The organism is Microbacterium sp. NPDC076911, assembly GCF_040687125.1.
Classification (GTDB): Bacteria; Actinomycetota; Actinomycetes; order Actinomycetales; family Microbacteriaceae; genus Microbacterium.
The window spans coordinates 34,233-48,857 of sequence record NZ_JBFBMP010000006.1; the positions used below are offsets into that span (position 1 = coordinate 34,233).

Annotated in this window: 13 protein-coding genes; 9 read left to right on the forward strand and 4 right to left on the reverse strand. The window is 60.9% G+C overall.

Annotation, left to right across the window (positions count from 1 at the left end; translation table 11 throughout):
* Nucleotides 1–15 precede the first annotated feature (15 nt).
* Nucleotides 16–1,842: a long-chain fatty acid--CoA ligase gene (locus AB0O81_RS10590; protein WP_363584028.1), complete on the reverse strand. Its 1,827-nt coding sequence runs from the start codon at nucleotides 1,840–1,842 to the stop codon at nucleotides 16–18.
* A gap of 169 nt (nucleotides 1,843–2,011) precedes the next feature.
* On the opposite strand from AB0O81_RS10590, the gene AB0O81_RS10595 reads away from it, so the two are divergent.
* The 3 genes from AB0O81_RS10595 to AB0O81_RS10605 all read left to right on the forward strand — a co-directional run bounded on the left by AB0O81_RS10595 (nucleotide 2,012) and on the right by AB0O81_RS10605 (nucleotide 5,043).
* Entirely contained in the window at nucleotides 2,012–2,947 is a 936-nt protein-coding gene (locus AB0O81_RS10595) for an ROK family glucokinase (RefSeq protein ID WP_363584030.1), read from the forward strand.
* Between the two features lie 3 nt (nucleotides 2,948–2,950).
* Nucleotides 2,951–3,637, forward strand: a complete 687-nt coding sequence (locus AB0O81_RS10600) for a lysophospholipid acyltransferase family protein (RefSeq protein WP_363584032.1) — start codon at nucleotides 2,951–2,953, stop codon at nucleotides 3,635–3,637.
* A 68-nt stretch (nucleotides 3,638–3,705) separates the two neighbouring features.
* Complete coding sequence (locus AB0O81_RS10605; RefSeq protein ID WP_363584034.1) at nucleotides 3,706–5,043, forward strand: class II 3-deoxy-7-phosphoheptulonate synthase; 1,338 nt, start codon at nucleotides 3,706–3,708, stop codon at nucleotides 5,041–5,043.
* Between the two features lie 128 nt (nucleotides 5,044–5,171).
* Here the strand turns inward: AB0O81_RS10605 and pknB are convergent, their stop codons facing one another.
* Both pknB and AB0O81_RS10615 read right to left on the reverse strand, forming a co-directional pair.
* Nucleotides 5,172–7,112, reverse strand: a complete 1,941-nt coding sequence (gene pknB, locus AB0O81_RS10610) for a Stk1 family PASTA domain-containing Ser/Thr kinase (RefSeq protein WP_363584036.1) — start codon at nucleotides 7,110–7,112, stop codon at nucleotides 5,172–5,174.
* Between the two features lie 82 nt (nucleotides 7,113–7,194).
* Complete coding sequence (locus tag AB0O81_RS10615; protein ID WP_363584039.1) at nucleotides 7,195–8,457, reverse strand: LysM peptidoglycan-binding domain-containing protein; 1,263 nt, start codon at nucleotides 8,455–8,457, stop codon at nucleotides 7,195–7,197.
* A gap of 189 nt (nucleotides 8,458–8,646) precedes the next feature.
* Here AB0O81_RS10615 and AB0O81_RS10620 point away from each other — a divergent pair, with 189 nt between their 5' ends.
* A complete protein-coding gene (locus AB0O81_RS10620; RefSeq protein WP_363584041.1) occupies nucleotides 8,647–8,997 on the forward strand; it encodes an Rv2175c family DNA-binding protein in 351 nt (116 codons plus the stop codon).
* Nucleotides 8,998–9,008: 11 nt separating this feature from the next.
* Here the strand turns inward: AB0O81_RS10620 and AB0O81_RS10625 are convergent, their stop codons facing one another.
* Entirely contained in the window at nucleotides 9,009–10,112 is a 1,104-nt protein-coding gene (locus tag AB0O81_RS10625) for a polyprenyl synthetase family protein (protein ID WP_363584043.1), read from the reverse strand.
* A 66-nt stretch (nucleotides 10,113–10,178) separates the two neighbouring features.
* Here AB0O81_RS10625 and AB0O81_RS10630 point away from each other — a divergent pair, with 66 nt between their 5' ends.
* From AB0O81_RS10630 to AB0O81_RS10650, 5 genes are all read left to right on the forward strand, one after another.
* Complete coding sequence (locus AB0O81_RS10630) at nucleotides 10,179–10,553, forward strand: DUF3040 domain-containing protein (RefSeq protein ID WP_363584045.1); 375 nt, start codon at nucleotides 10,179–10,181, stop codon at nucleotides 10,551–10,553.
* Between the two features lie 195 nt (nucleotides 10,554–10,748).
* Nucleotides 10,749–11,180: a division/cell wall cluster transcriptional repressor MraZ gene (mraZ, locus tag AB0O81_RS10635; RefSeq protein WP_363584531.1), complete on the forward strand. Its 432-nt coding sequence runs from the start codon at nucleotides 10,749–10,751 to the stop codon at nucleotides 11,178–11,180.
* 103 nt (nucleotides 11,181–11,283) lie between these two features.
* A complete protein-coding gene (rsmH, locus tag AB0O81_RS10640) occupies nucleotides 11,284–12,237 on the forward strand; it encodes a 16S rRNA (cytosine(1402)-N(4))-methyltransferase RsmH (RefSeq protein ID WP_363584047.1) in 954 nt (317 codons plus the stop codon).
* Nucleotides 12,234–12,824 carry a hypothetical protein gene (locus AB0O81_RS10645; RefSeq protein ID WP_363584049.1) on the forward strand — a complete coding sequence of 197 codons (591 nt, stop codon included), beginning with the start codon at nucleotides 12,234–12,236 and terminating at the stop codon, nucleotides 12,822–12,824. The genes rsmH and AB0O81_RS10645 overlap by 4 nt, the downstream gene beginning before the upstream one ends.
* A gap of 4 nt (nucleotides 12,825–12,828) precedes the next feature.
* Nucleotides 12,829–14,607: a penicillin-binding protein 2 gene (locus AB0O81_RS10650; RefSeq protein WP_363584051.1), complete on the forward strand. Its 1,779-nt coding sequence runs from the start codon at nucleotides 12,829–12,831 to the stop codon at nucleotides 14,605–14,607.
* Nucleotides 14,608–14,625 lie beyond the last annotated feature (18 nt).

Below are 14,625 nucleotides of genomic sequence, written 5' to 3' on the forward strand. Positions count from 1 at the left end.
ACCTGCGCGTCAGAACTAGGAGAGCGACACGTTCGTGGTGTTTACCGGCACGTCGTAGATGTCGGCGATTTCACCGGCAAAGTCATCCATGATGACGTTGCGCTTGATGCTCATCTTCGGAGTGAGGTGCCCAGTGCTCTCAGTCCATTCGGTGGATAGGATCGTGAACTTGCGGATTGACTCGGCACGCGAAACCTTGGCGTTGGCGATATCGATTGCTCGCTGCACCTCTGCACGCACCGCGGGATCCTTCGAAGCCTGCTCGAGGCTCATATCTGCAGGCTTGCCATTGTTACCCAGCCACGTCGGCAGCATCTCAGGATCGAGAGTGATCAACGCACCGATGAAAGGCTTCTGGTCACCGACGACAACGACCTGACCGACGATCGGGTTGGCGCGAATCGGGTCTTCGAGGGCCGCAGGAGCAACATTCTTGCCACCAGCGGTCACGATGATCTCTTTCTTGCGCCCGGTGATCGTCAGGAAGCCTTCGTCGTCGAATGAACCGATGTCACCCGTCTTGAACCACTCGCCGTCAAACTCCGCTGCCGTGGCTTCGGGGTTCTGCCAGTACTCCTTGAAGACGTTGATTCCGCGCACCTGTATCTCATCGCCGTCACCCAAGCGAACTGCGACGCCAGGAAGAACCGGGCCGACCGTGCCGATCTTGGACTTCGTCGCGAGGTTGACTGTCGCCGGTGCTGTCGTTTCTGTGAGGCCGTAGCCTTCGAGAATCGTGACACCGAGGCTGTGGAAGAAGTGCCCCAGTCGGGGTCCGAGGGGTGCTGAGCCCGATACCGCGTACTGAATGTTGCCGCCCATGGCTTCGCGCAACTTGCTGTAGACAAGTTTGTCGAACAGTGCGAACTTGATCTTCAGCCCGAACGGGATCTTCTTTCCATCCTGCAGTCGAGTCGAGTGCTCGATGGCGGCGGCGGCAGCAGCGCGGAAGATCTTGCCCTTGCCGCCCGCTTCAGCCTTCTGCTCTGCAGAGTTGTAGACCTTCTCAAAAACGCGCGGGACAGCCAATAGATAGCTCGGCTTGAACGAGCCGAGCGCTGGCAGTAGCTGCTTCGTGTCGGGCTGGTGCCCCGTCTTGACGCCGGCTTCGACGTTGAGCAGCGAGATGAAGCGCGCGAAGATGTGTGCTGTCGTGATGAACAGCAGTGTGGATGCTCCGGGCTGAGCAACGACTTCACCCAAAGCGCGGTGCGCGTTGCGCGTGAGTTCGACGAAGTTCGAGTGCGTGAGAACGCAGCCCTTCGGACGCCCGGTTGAACCTGAGGTGTAGATCAGGGTCGCGATATCTGAACCGTTGGCGATGGAGCGCCGGCGCTCGATCTCATCGTCGGTGACGTCAGTGCCCGCTGCGGTGAGGGTCTTGAGGTCATCGGTGTGCATGTTCCACACATTGCGAATGAGAGTGAGTTCGTCGCGAACAGACTCAATGCGTTCGGTGTGGTCGGGAAGCTCGGCAATGACGCCGACCGCACCCGAGTTGTTCAGAATCCAGCTGATCTGCGAGGGCGAGCTGGTTTCATAGACGGGCACCATCACAGCACCTGCGAAGAAGAGCGCGAAGTCAACCAGCGTCCACTCGTATGTCGTGCGGGCGATGAAGCCGATCTTGTCGCCAGGTTCGATGCCGGCGGCGGCGAACCCCTTCGCGAGAGCGATCACTTGCTTGTGGAACTCTGCGGTCGTGATATCGCGCCATCCTTCGCCGTCAGGAACGGCAAACAACGCGAGGTTGGGAGTCTTCTTCAGGCGATCTACGAGCAGGTCTGTAACATTTGCCTGCGGATCGGCGGGGACTATTGCGGGAACTTCGAACTGAACCACGGCAGCTCCTTCGGTACCGGTATGAGTTTCGGGCATTGGTGCTGGCTCAAGTCTAATCGGACGCTAGCCCGCCGAATGACTATTAGCGTCGAAGCGCTAGTTGTGCCGTGGGGGAGCCTAGATAGACTTCAACTCGCCGTCGCGAGTGCGATGGCCGGAAGGGAATGCGGTGCTCAAGGTCGGTATCGACATCGGTGGAACCAAGATCGCGGGAGGGGTGGTCGACCAGGACGGCCGCATTCTCGAGAAGCTGCGGGTAGACACACCGGCCGATACAGCCGACCTCGCCGATGCTGTGGGCGACATGGTCCGCCACTTCGCTGGCGCCCACGACATCAGGGCTGTGGGGGTGGCCGCCGCGGGCTTCATCGACCGCGACCGAGCGATTGTGATTCACGCTCCCAATATTGCGTGGCGCAATGAGCCGCTGAAAGCTTCGCTGGAGTCGCGCATTGATATGCCCGTCTTCATCGAGAATGACGCCAACGCCGCAGGTTGGGCGGAGTTCCGCTTCGGAGCTGGCCGCGACTTTAGCCACATGGTCATGCTGACGATGGGGACCGGTGTCGGCGGCGCCATTGTGATCGACGGGGAACTCTTCCGTGGCGGGCACGGCATTGGCGCCGAACTCGGCCACACCCGTTTCGTTCGCGATGGTCTGCTGTGCGGATGTGGACAGAACGGATGCCTCGAGAAGTATGCGTCAGGGCGTGCGCTGCAACGTGAAGCCAATTCGATTGCCGATCAACAGGGAATTGGCAGCGCCCTCGCTGCGATCAGAAAGGAGAAGGGCACGATTTCAGGGCCCGCGATCTCTCGACTTGTTCTCGCCGGAGACGCCGGAGCGACCGAAGCGCTGCGGCGTGTCGCAACAGCGCTGGGCGAAGCATGCGGTGGGTTCCAAGCGATTCTCGATCCGGAGCTGTTCGTGATCGGTGGGGGAGTTGCCCAACTTGGCGACAGCCTGTTGGCTCCCGTGAAACTGGCGTACGAGACCTCGCTGCCTGGTTATGGAGACCGTGCGGTCGCTGAATTTGCAATTGCGCAACTCGTGAACGACGCCGGTCTCATCGGTGCTGCTGACCTGGCGCTGGCCGAGGGCTGATCGATGTTCTACTGGCTCATGAAGTACGTGGTCATCGGACCGCTTGTGAAAGGAATCCTGCGGCCCTGGATTGTCGGCCGCCGCAATATTCCTACGACCGGTGGTGCGATCTTGGCCAGCAACCACCTCTCATTCGGAGACTCGATCATCTTGCCGCTGATGATCGACCGACCAATGGCCTTCCTCGCCAAGAGCGACTACTTCACCGGAAAAGGGATCAAAGGCTGGGCGACGCGGTTCTTCTTCAAAGCGAGTGGTCAGATTCCCATCGATCGCTCGGGGGGCAAGGCGTCAGAAGCATCGTTGAATACCGGACTGCAGGTGCTCGGTGGTAGCCAGCTGTTGGGAATCTACCCCGAAGGCACGCGCAGTCCCGACGGCCGGCTATACCGGGGCCGCACCGGCATCGCTCGAATGGCACTCGTCGCGCGCGTGCCTGTGGTGCCGATCGTGATGGTCGACACCGATGTGATGTGGCCGATCGGTCAGCGACTGCCGAACATTGTGCGCGTCGGTGTCGTCGTCGGCGAGCCGCTCGACTTCTCACGCTTCTACGGCATGGAGGGCGATCGCTACATTCTGCGATCGATTACCGACGAGATCATGATTGCCCTGCAGCGATTGGGAGAGCAGAAGTACGACGATGTCTACGCCTCCACGGTGAAAGACCGACTCACTTCCCGCCGCTAGCTTCACGCACGGCAAAAGTGAGTTGTCACGCGTTCCGCAGGAGCCTCGCACGCCACTAGACTGGCAGGATGCCTCAGCACCAGGACGCACTCGACCACTGGCGGACATTGCCCATCAAGCAGCAGCCTCAGTGGTATGACGCTTCGGCCGTGGCAGAGGCCTCGGCCGAGCTGGCCATGCTGCCGCCTCTCGTCTTCGCAGGTGAAGTCGACAATCTGCGCGATCGCTTGGCGAGCGCAGCATCCGGCAACGCATTCCTTCTTCAGGGTGGCGACTGCGCTGAAACGTTCGCGGGCGCCACAGCGGAGCAGATCCGCAACCGCGTAAAGACGGTGTTGCAGATGGCAGTCGTACTCACGTACGGCGCCTCGATGCCAGTCGTGAAGATGGGGCGCATGGCGGGACAGTTCGCCAAGCCGCGATCGAGCGATACCGAGACTCGCGGTGATGTCACCCTGCCGGCGTACCGTGGTGACATCGTCAACGGCTACGACTTCACTGCTGCGTCGCGCCTTGCCGATCCGCAGCGCTTGCTCAAGGGCTACCACACCGCCGCATCGACGATTAACCTCATCCGCGCCTTCACGCAGGGGGGCTTTGCCGACTTGCGCGAAGTTCACTCGTGGAATCGCGGTTTTGCGCAGAACCCCGCAAACCAGCAGTACGAGCGTCTCGCGACCGACATCGACCGCGCGATCAAATTCATGGAGGCGGCGGGAGCCGACTTCGAAGAGCTTCGCCGTGTCGAGTTCTACACGGGCCACGAAGGCCTGCTCATGGACTACGAGCGCCCGATGACGCGGATCGACTCGCGAACGAGCACGCCGTACAACACTTCGGCGCACTTTCTGTGGATCGGTGAGCGCACGCGCGACCTCGACGGTGCCCACGTCGACTACTTCTCGAAGATTCGCAACCCTATTGGCGTGAAGCTCGGCCCGACCACGACGCCCGAAACCGCGATGGAGCTCATCGACAAGCTTGACCCAGAGCGCGAGCCTGGGCGTTTGACGTTCATCACGCGCATGGGTGCGGGCAAGATCCGCGACTCGTTGCCACCGCTGCTTGAGGCAGTAAAGGCATCCGGTGCGACACCGCTGTGGGTAACCGATCCCATGCACGGCAACGGCATCACTACGCCAACCGGCTACAAGACGCGTCGCTTCGATGACGTCGTAGACGAGGTGCGCGGCTTCTTCGAAGCTCACCGTGCGGTAGGTACGTTCCCCGGCGGCATTCACGTCGAGCTCACTGGCGACGATGTCACCGAGTGCCTGGGCGGATCAGAGCACATCGACGAAGCGACCCTTGCTACGCGGTACGAGTCGCTTTGCGACCCGCGCTTGAATCACAAGCAGTCGCTCGAGCTTGCGTTCCTTGTCGCTGAGGAACTCGAGAAGCGCTAGCGCCCGCTGAGAACGGGCGAGGAGCCCTGCGCGGTTAGCCCGCTCTGCGCGGTTGACTAGCCCAGTGCGGTTAGCCCGCTCTGCGCGGTTGGCTAGTCCTGCGCGGTTGATTAGCCCTCCGCGGTTAATTAGCCCTGCGCGGTCATCTCGACTTCGACGCGCGTTCCTTTGACGCGGTACTCGCCGGCCGCCGGATTAGAGCTCGTTACTGAGGTGATGCCGTTGGGAAACGCGTCCCAATAGAACCCATAGTCAACCTGGAAACCTTCAGCTTCTAGGGTTGCGATCGCCGAATCGCGTGTCATTCCCACCACGTCGGGGATGGGGAAGAGTGGGGGCCCGGACGACACGATCAACGTGACAGCGTCACCAGGGCGCCACCAGCCTCCGCCCTCGCGTTCCGTCGTAGCGATAACAATGCCTGCGTCTACTGTTTCGCTCGACTGCGAGATGACGTCAGCCGCAACCTCAAGTCCAGCGTTGTCGAGGGTGGATCGCGCGTTCGACTCTGACATTCCTTCGACGGATGGCAATGGTCCCAACGAGACCAGGAGCCTGGCGCTGTCACCTTGGTGAGCGCTGCATCCATCACCGCATTCGATGTCTTCGCCGCCGTCTTGCGGAGTGATTACCACTCCCACTACGGCATTATTGGCGGCCTGCGTGTAGTAGGTAGCCTCGCTGACGACCTCGATGGTCTCACCCGCGAGTTCAGCTGTTACCTCGTCGCGCGAGAGGCCGTTTAGCGTCTCGAAGCTCACCTCGGCAGGACCGGTCGAGACAAAGACCGCGACTTCGGTGTCTTGGTCGACGCGTGCGCCGGGCTCGGGGTCGGTGCGGATCACCCGGCCTGCTTCGATGTTGAGGCTGCTTTCGTCGCGTTGTACTGCGACCAAGGTATCGGCGCCCAGAGCAGACTGAGCTTCTTCGAATGACATGTTCGCGACGTCGACGACCTGAACTTGTGATCCCGGCCCTGTGCCGAACCACCACCCGGCTCCAGCGGCCAAGCCAGCGAGCAACAGAACAAGTAGGACGAGCCAGCCGCCCTTGGCAGCGCGTCGCTTTGAAGCCCGTTGCAGCCGGGTGGCGTTGTCGGTCGTCTCGATAGTCGCGGTCGGCATCGTGTTGGCAGCAGGAAGCACTGCCGTGAGATCGCCCGATGCGATTCCCTCGTCGGGGGTAAAGGTGGTGGCAGTAGCGCGTGCGACGATCGGCGAAATGCCGAGTTCTTGTTCAATGTCGCGGAGGCGATCGAGCATCTCGCGCGCATCCGAAGGTCGGTCGTCCGGATTGCGCTCTGTCGTCCACAGCACCAGCTCGTCGAGTTGCTCCGGGACGCCCGGGTTCTTCACGCTCGGACGCGGGACCGAGTCTGTCGCGTGCTGAAATGCAATCTGCATCGGTTGTTCGCCCTTGTACGGCTGTTCGCCCGTGAGCATTTCGTAGAGCATGATCCCGAGCGAGTAAATGTCGCTGCGAGCATCTGCAGTGCCGCGGGTGACGAGTTCGGGCGCGAGGTAGGCGATGGTTCCAAGTAACTGCGAACCGGTCGCTGTGTTTGCTGTCGTCGCACGGGCGAGCCCGAAGTCGCCGATCTTGATCCTGCCGTCTTCTGCAAGCAACACGTTCTCGGGTTTCACATCCCGATGCACGATGCCGGCGCTGTGTGCGGCGGCAAGCCCCGAAAGCACGGCGTCCATGATCGAGACCGCCTGCGGCAAGGTAAGGCGCTTCTGCTCGCGAAGGAGCTCGCGCAACGTGATGCCCGGAAGGTACTCCATCACCAGGTAGGCGATATCGCCGTCCTGGCCCTGATCAAAGACATTCACTACATGAGGATCAGCGAGCCGCGCTGCCGACCGGGCCTCTTGAATGAAGCGACTCTGAAAAACCGTGTCATCGCTCAGATGCGAGTGCATCACCTTCAGTGCGACGCGTCGTTCGAGTCTCAGGTCAGTAGCGACATACACCGTCGCCATCCCGCCACGCGCAATGCGCGCGCGAACCCGGTACCGCCCGTCAACGAGACGGCCGATCAGCGGGTCCGTCTGCTGACTTGTGCTCACTCTGAGAGTCTACGGATCACTAGTGAGTACTCCGCGGAGCGGCTCACCGGGCGCGGCCCATTGGCCGCGCTATCTTGCGCACTCAGCCCAGGGCAGCGAGCCACGCGTAGGCCGGCGCCTCCCACTGGGCGTAGCGATCTGGATAGGCAGATATCTGCACAGCCTGGGCAGCCTCGGCGAATGTCATGCTCTGCCAGCCTGGGATGTCAAGCAGACCGCGGGTGTTGTACCCATTGGGATCGCTCGGTCCTCCGAAGAAGGTCTTGATCGAACGCACCGGATCGCTTACCTGCTCGGCCGTTCCCCAGCCGGTGCTCGGACGCTGCTGGAACAGACCGAGTGAGTCTCTGTCTCCCCAGTCGAGGTTGCGGATCCAGGACTCCTGCATCGCGGTGCCGAGAGCGATCGCGATTCCCCGATCCGATACGCCGAGGTCGCGACCCACTTGGATGATCAATATCGCGTTCGCGGTCTGCTCGGCATCGAGGCTGGGTGCCGCGGTGCTGGTGCTGGTGCTTGCCGCTGGAATCGCGGTGGAGGTTGTCGATCCAGGAATGCTGATTGTCTGTCCGGGGTAGATGATCGAGGACAGGCTCAGGCCGTTTGCTGCGAGCACCGCGTTGGTACTCACCCCGTTGCGCGATGCGATCGCGCTGATGGTATCGCCAGCCTGAATCGTGTAGCTGCCGGATGCACTTGAGGTCGAAGTCGAGGTGTTCGAGGTCGAGGTCGAGGTGTTTGAGCTCGGGGCTTCAGGCTCAGGCGAAGTGGTGATGGTCGTCGTCGCGCCCGGAATGCTGATGCTCTGACCCGGGTAGATGATCGACGACATGCTCAGACCGTTGGCTTTGAGCACGGCGCTTGTTGTCGAACCATGACGCGATGCGATTGCGCTGATCGTGTCGCCAGCCGTGACCGTGTATGTACCCGATGTGCTTGCACTAGATGCCGAGGTTGACGTCGTCTCTGTCGACGTGATTGCGGTCGCAGTGCCGCCGAGCTTGAGGACCTGGCCCGGGTAGATCACTGATTTCCATGCAAGAGCGTTGAGCGTGAGCACGTCGGTCGTGCGCAATCCATGACGGGAGGCGATTGCGCTGACTGTGTCGCCACGGACGACCGTATAGGTGGCGGGTGTCGTCGCTGCAGGCTTGATTGCCGAGACGGTGACGGCCGGTATCGAGGATGCGCTGACTACCGGCGTGGCAGGCAGTGCGGGCAATGCCCGAAACGCACGCTCGTCGGCACCCATCGTGGTCGCCGCGCGGTCCTCGGCATGGGCCGGGGATGAGCTCAGCGCGAGCGCGACCGCGCCGGCGAGAGCCGTCGGGATTCCGACGGCCATGTTGCGTGATGTGCTCCCACGGTGGGTGCGTGATTCGGGTTGCAAGAGTTTCCCCCATCTGCCAACTTCAAAAACCGTGTCACGGATGTGAATTCGTGTCAACTGGTGATAGGCATGTGGCCTATGTGACTGGAGAGGTTTATGAGCAACTCGTCGTCGTGATGGCGACTGAGATGGGATAGTGGGGGAGTGACTGCTGAAGCTTCCCCGCGCATTGAGACTGAATGGCTAACCCTCCCCGACATCGTCGAATTGACGGGCGAGTCGTTGGGGCGGGTCAAGCGCTACCTTGACGAATCCAACATTGTGGGAACGCGCCGCAACGATGTTTTCGTCGTTCCGGCGGTCTTCTTTGTCGACTCGGCGCCGCTCTCCTCCCTGCGAGGAACGATCATCGTGCTCCACGATGCAGGCTTCAGCGATGACGAAGTCATCGATTGGCTGCTCAGCCCAGAAGAGTCGATTGGTCGGGCGCCTATAGAGGCGTTGACCGCCGGTCATAAGAGCGAAGTTCGCCGTATCGCGCGCACTCTCGCCTGACGAGAGTGCGTCTAGGCGGTGCGGATCGTCGCTGCGCGCGCAAGGTCACGCAGATCGCCCACGGCGCTGTTCCCCAGCCGTGCACCGTTGAGCGAACGTTCCGCCTCGAGCGCGTACTGAGCGATAAGGTCTTCGACGCGGTCGAGTGCGCCCGAATCGACAATCGTTCGTTGCAGCGCCGCTATCTGTTCAGAATCAAGTGTTGGATCGCCGACCAGCTCGTTAAGCAGTCGAGACATATGTGGATCCAATCCTTCTTGGGCATACGCAATCAACACGGTGCGTTTACCCTCGCGCAGATCATCACCTGACGGCTTGCCGGTGGCCCGCTCATCGCCGAAGACGCCTAGTACGTCATCGCGCAGCTGAAACGCCATTCCAAGCGGATGGCCAAACGCCGACAGAGCGTTCATTTGTTCGGCATCTGGGTCTGCAAGAGAGGCGCCGATGCACAGCGGTTGCAGAACGCTGTATCGGGCCGATTTCAGCGATGCGACGCGAAGAGCGCGACTGGCGTGTGTATGCGCGGGCGCTGCGCGGAACGCAGACTCTTCAGCGATATCGAGAAACTGGCCGAGTGTCACCTCACGTCGCATCTTTGAGTATTGATCTCGTGTTGCTCGTGCTCGCTCAATCGGTAGTGAGCTGAGCCCCTCTTCGAAGAGATCGTCGCTCCACGCGAGTAACAGGTCTCCGAGCAGGATTGCTCCGAATCGGCCAAAGGCTTCGGCGTCGCCTGCCCAGGCGGCCGACCGATGCTGTGCTTCCAGGGCGCGGTGCGCTGCCGGCTGGCCACGACGAGTGTCTGAATTGTCAATGACGTCGTCATGCACGAGCGCTGCAGCATGGAAGATTTCAAGTGACGCTGCCGCAGCGACAACCTCGGGGGGCGGGGTCAGGCTCGTCGTCGAGGGCACACCGTGCTCGGCTACAGCGCGCCACCCCGCGAGGGCAAAACGGCCGCGCAATCTCTTTCCGCCGCCGACCGCTCGGGCACCTGCTTCAATGAGCAGCTGTGCTTCGTCCCCAAAATCCTCGTTTAGGCTGAGTTGCGAGGCGACGAAACTTTCTACTCGCTGGGAAATTGCTTCGATCGGTTCAGGCGCGGGCTTCACAGGCCTAGCCTAGTGATCGAATGCACGCGTAGAATCAGAGCAACACAGTCTTTTAGAGGGGGACGCATGCCACTCTCCGAACAGGAGCAGCGCCTGCTGGATGAGATGGAACGCCATCTCATGCGAAACGACGCCGATGTCGTGACCGCGCCACAGGATGGGCGTGGCCTGAGCTACCGCAACATTGTCTACGGAACAGTTCTTGTATTGCTCGGCCTTGGCAGCCTCATCGTTGGCGTGTCAACTCAACTGGTTGTTGTCGGTGTTGTCGGATTCGTCATCATGCTCGCGGGCGTGATCCTGGCAGTGACGCCGACGAAGCAAAACGGATCGTCTCCGACTCCGACAGAAGCGCCACGCAAAGCCAAAGCACCCTCTTCGTCAGCATCCTTTATGGATCGCATGAACGATCGCTGGGACAAGCGGCAGGAAGACCGCTGATCTGATCTGATCAGCGCAGGCTGCGGCCGCAAAGCAAAAGCACCGACCTTCGGGTCGGTGCTTTTCTTTTGCGCCCGCTTTCTACGCGATTAGTGCCTTGGGGGAGCGTTTACTCAGAAAAGAACACCAAAGTGGAGGAAAGTGGAGTAAAGTGGCGCATATCCGGGGGGCCGGCAGAAGGGGGTGGTGGATCCGATGTTGTTGGGCACGCACACTCCCAAGCTCGACGACAAGGGTCGCGTCATCCTTCCGGCGAAGTTCCGCGACGACCTCGGCGCTGGTGTTGTCGTTACTAGAGGCCAAGATCGTTGCCTCTATGTCTTCAGCACCGAAGAGTTCGAACGCGTGCATGAGCGCATTCGCGAAGCCCCTCTTGCCAACAAGCAGGCTCGGGACTTTCTGCGTATGTTCCTCTCCGGCGCGAGCGCCGAGAAGCCCGACAGTCAGAACCGCATAACCCTCCCACCTTCGTTGCGCAGCTACGCCGGTCTTGACCGCGAGCTTGTGGTGACTGGTGTGGGAGCTCACGCAGAAATTTGGAACGCAGATGCGTGGAACACCTACGCAGAAAGCAACGAAGACACGTATGCCGAGTTGGAACAGGAGGTGATTCCAGGCCTGTTCTGAGTCCGGTGGTTTCGACTCCCAGCCGCTCACGCCCTGCCACACTTCCCCGGTGTCAGGTCAGAGCGGATGGGGATCAAAGCCACCGGGACTGGCCTCGAAAATCATGAGCCTTCGCGATATTCACACTCCCGTGCTTCTCGACCGCTGTGTCGAGATACTTGCTCCTGCCCTCACGCGTGAGGGAGCAGTCTTCGTCGATGCCACGCTGGGCATGGGCGGGCACTCTGAAGCATTCCTTGAGCGTTTCGAGAACGTGCACCTGGTGGGACTGGACAGAGACCACGACGCTTTGCGAATCGCGGGGGAGCGGCTTGCTCGCTTCGGAGACCGTGTCACGCTCGTGCACACCGTGTATGACGGCATCGCCGAGGCGCTGGAGAAATCTGGCGTCCCCGCGGCGGACGGCATTCTGTTCGATCTCGGCGTCTCATCACTGCAGCTGGATGTCGCTGACCGAGGGTTCGCCTATTCCCAGGATGCGCCTCTCGATATGCGTATGGATCAATCGGCGGGTACCACCGCAGCGGACATCATCGCCACCTATGGCGAAGGAGACATGCGCCGTATCTTCGAACGCTACGGCGAAGAGAAGCTGGCTGGACGCTACGCGCGAGCGATAATCGCGGCGCGGGCCCAAACCCCCATTGAGCGGTCCGGACAACTCGTAGAAATTCTCATCGCGGCAACGCCATATGCGGCTCAGCGAAGCGGCCACCCCGCGAAGCGTGTTTTTCAGGCGCTTCGCATAGAGGTGAATCGCGAGCTCTCAGTGCTTGAACGCGCGATTCCGGCAGCGATGCAAACCCTGCCGGTGGGTGGACGTATGGTCGTGCTCGCATACCAATCGCTTGAGGACAGACTGGTAAAGCGCGAGTTTGTGAAGGCGGCCGCCTCGACCACTCCGGCAGGACTACCGGTCGAGTTGCCAGAGCATGCACCGAAATTCAAGTTGCTCGTCAAAGGCGCAGAGATGGCGTCTGAAACAGAACGCGAGACAAATCCGAGGGCTACTCCGGTTCGTCTGCGAGCAGTCGAGCGGTTGCGGAGCACGAAGTGAGTGCCGCCGATGGTTCGCTCGCAGCATGGCCGGTCGCTCCGGTACGCTCTCCCGCTGTTGCACCGAATCGGCGGCTGCGCGCACTAGAAACGCCAGCGCCCCGTCGCCGGCCCAAGCTCTTGTACGGCGTGGTGGCGGTGCTCGGCGCCTTTCTGATCGCGGGCTCGCAGATGGTTCTGTCGATCATGACCACGCAAACCTCATACGAACTCTCGACCCTTGAGCAGACCCAGCGTGCACTCACGTACGACAAGCAGATTCTCTACGACGAGGTCGCTGGATTGAGCTCTCCGCAATACCTTGCTGCGAACGCTGCGGCTCTCGGTATGGTCATCGACGAATCGCCGAGCTACCTGCGCCTCAGCGATGGCAAGGTGCTCGGGGCGGAAGAGACCTCGAACGGATCAACATCTGTCGATGCGATCGGACGCGGTGTCGTTCCGAACTCCCTCGTCGAGTCAACGCCGCTCGTCACCGCACCTGACGCGACCATTGAAGGAGCGCCAGTTCTCGCCACCGATCCTTCGGCAGTCTCAGACACTCCGCTTCCGGTGACTGACGGATTGCCCACCCCGAGCACACACTGAATCCATGACGACGCAAGCTACACGCAGTCCGCGCCGACGCACCGTCGTCGCGCTTGCCGTTGTGCTCGCTGTTCTGATCGCCTTCATCGTGCGGTTGGTCGACATTCAAGTCGTCAATGCTGACGATCACATTGCGGACTCGATGGACCATGCCTTCGGCAGCAGCCAACCGCTGTACGGCAGTCGTGGTTCGATCGTTGACGCTGAGGGTGAAACCCTCGCGGGCAGCATCCTGCTCTATGACTGTCAGCTGGACCCGCTGCTCATCACTCAGATCGATGAAGACATCGATGCGGGCGAATCGACCGCCCGCAGTTGGGACGAAGTATCAGCCGACGCAGCCAACATCGTTGAGCTACCCGTCGAAGACGTGCGAGCGATCGTTACTGACGCCTTGGCCGAGAACCCTGATTCGCGCTTCGCGTACCTCAAGCAGGGCGTCACCACAGAGCAGTTCCGCGACCTCGCCGATCTATCCGTTCCGTACATCGCATGTTTGCAGCATCCAGCCCGTTCATACCCTGACGGTGCTGTGGCTGGAAACCTGGTCGGCTTCATCGGAACAGATGGGCCTCTCGAAGGCTTGGAGCTGTCTCAGAATGACTGCTTGACGCCCACCGACGGCACACGCACGTTCTCGCAGGGAAAAGACGGTGTCGTTATTCCTGGAACGGAACGCGAGATCTCCGCGGTCAACGGCGGGACCCTGCAACTGACGATCGATCGAGACTTGCAGTGGTACCTGCAGCAGCTCATTGGCGAGCAGGTGATCGATATGCGTGCTCAAAGCGGAGCGATTATGGTCACCGAAGTTGCGACCGGAAAGATTCGCGCCGCTGCCGAGTATCCAACTGTCGACCCCAACGACGTGACGGCGACTGACAGTGAAGACCGAGCGAGTCGCATCTTTCGCAGTTGGTTTGAGCCGGGATCGACTTTCAAGGGTCTCACGGCCGCGATCGTGATGGATGCTGGCGGGCAGACTCCTGCCTCCACAGTTACCGCCTCAGGCCAAGAGACATTCGCCAACGGTGCGTCAGTACGCGATTCGTTTCAGCACGAAGCCTACGACTACACGCTGACGGGCGCGTTGATCGACTCATCGAACGTGGGCATCTCAAAGTTCAGCGAAACAGTGTCTGCGGAAACTCGCTATGACTACCTGACGAAGTTCGGAATTGGTGAGGGAAGCGCAGTTGGCTTCCCGGGCGAGCAGTCCGGATTGGTCCGCCCCGCCGACGAATGGGATATCCAGACGCTGTACAACACAGCGTTTGGCCAGGGGCTCACCACGACGATGCCAGAGCTTGCCGGTGCGTACGGAGCGATTGCCAACGACGGCGTGCGCGTACCCCTGTCTCTCGTCGAGTCATGCACGGCTGCAGACGGCACCGTCACCACGCCGGAGCTTCCTGATCCGGTTCAAGTGGTGAGCGAAGAAACGGCCACCCAGACTCAGGCGATCCTCGAAAACGTTGCCATGCAGGCGCTGTATGCCGATGATGTTGAGGTGCCTGGCTATCGCATCGCCGTCAAGACGGGAACTGGCGAGAAATCAGAGAACGGCGTGTACAAGCTGGATGCGTATTACACGACGATGATCGGGTTTGCGCCCGCTGACGATCCCGAATACCTCGTTGTCGTCACCCTTGACGAGCCGCAAAAGGTAAAGTCGTCTGCGGCTAACGCGACGGCGTTCCAGAAGGCCATGACGCAGGTTCTCAAGACCTTCCGAGTGATGCCCTCATCGTCGACGCCCGAGGAGTTGCCCAAGTTCGGGTGACCCTGGCGATCTTGCCGG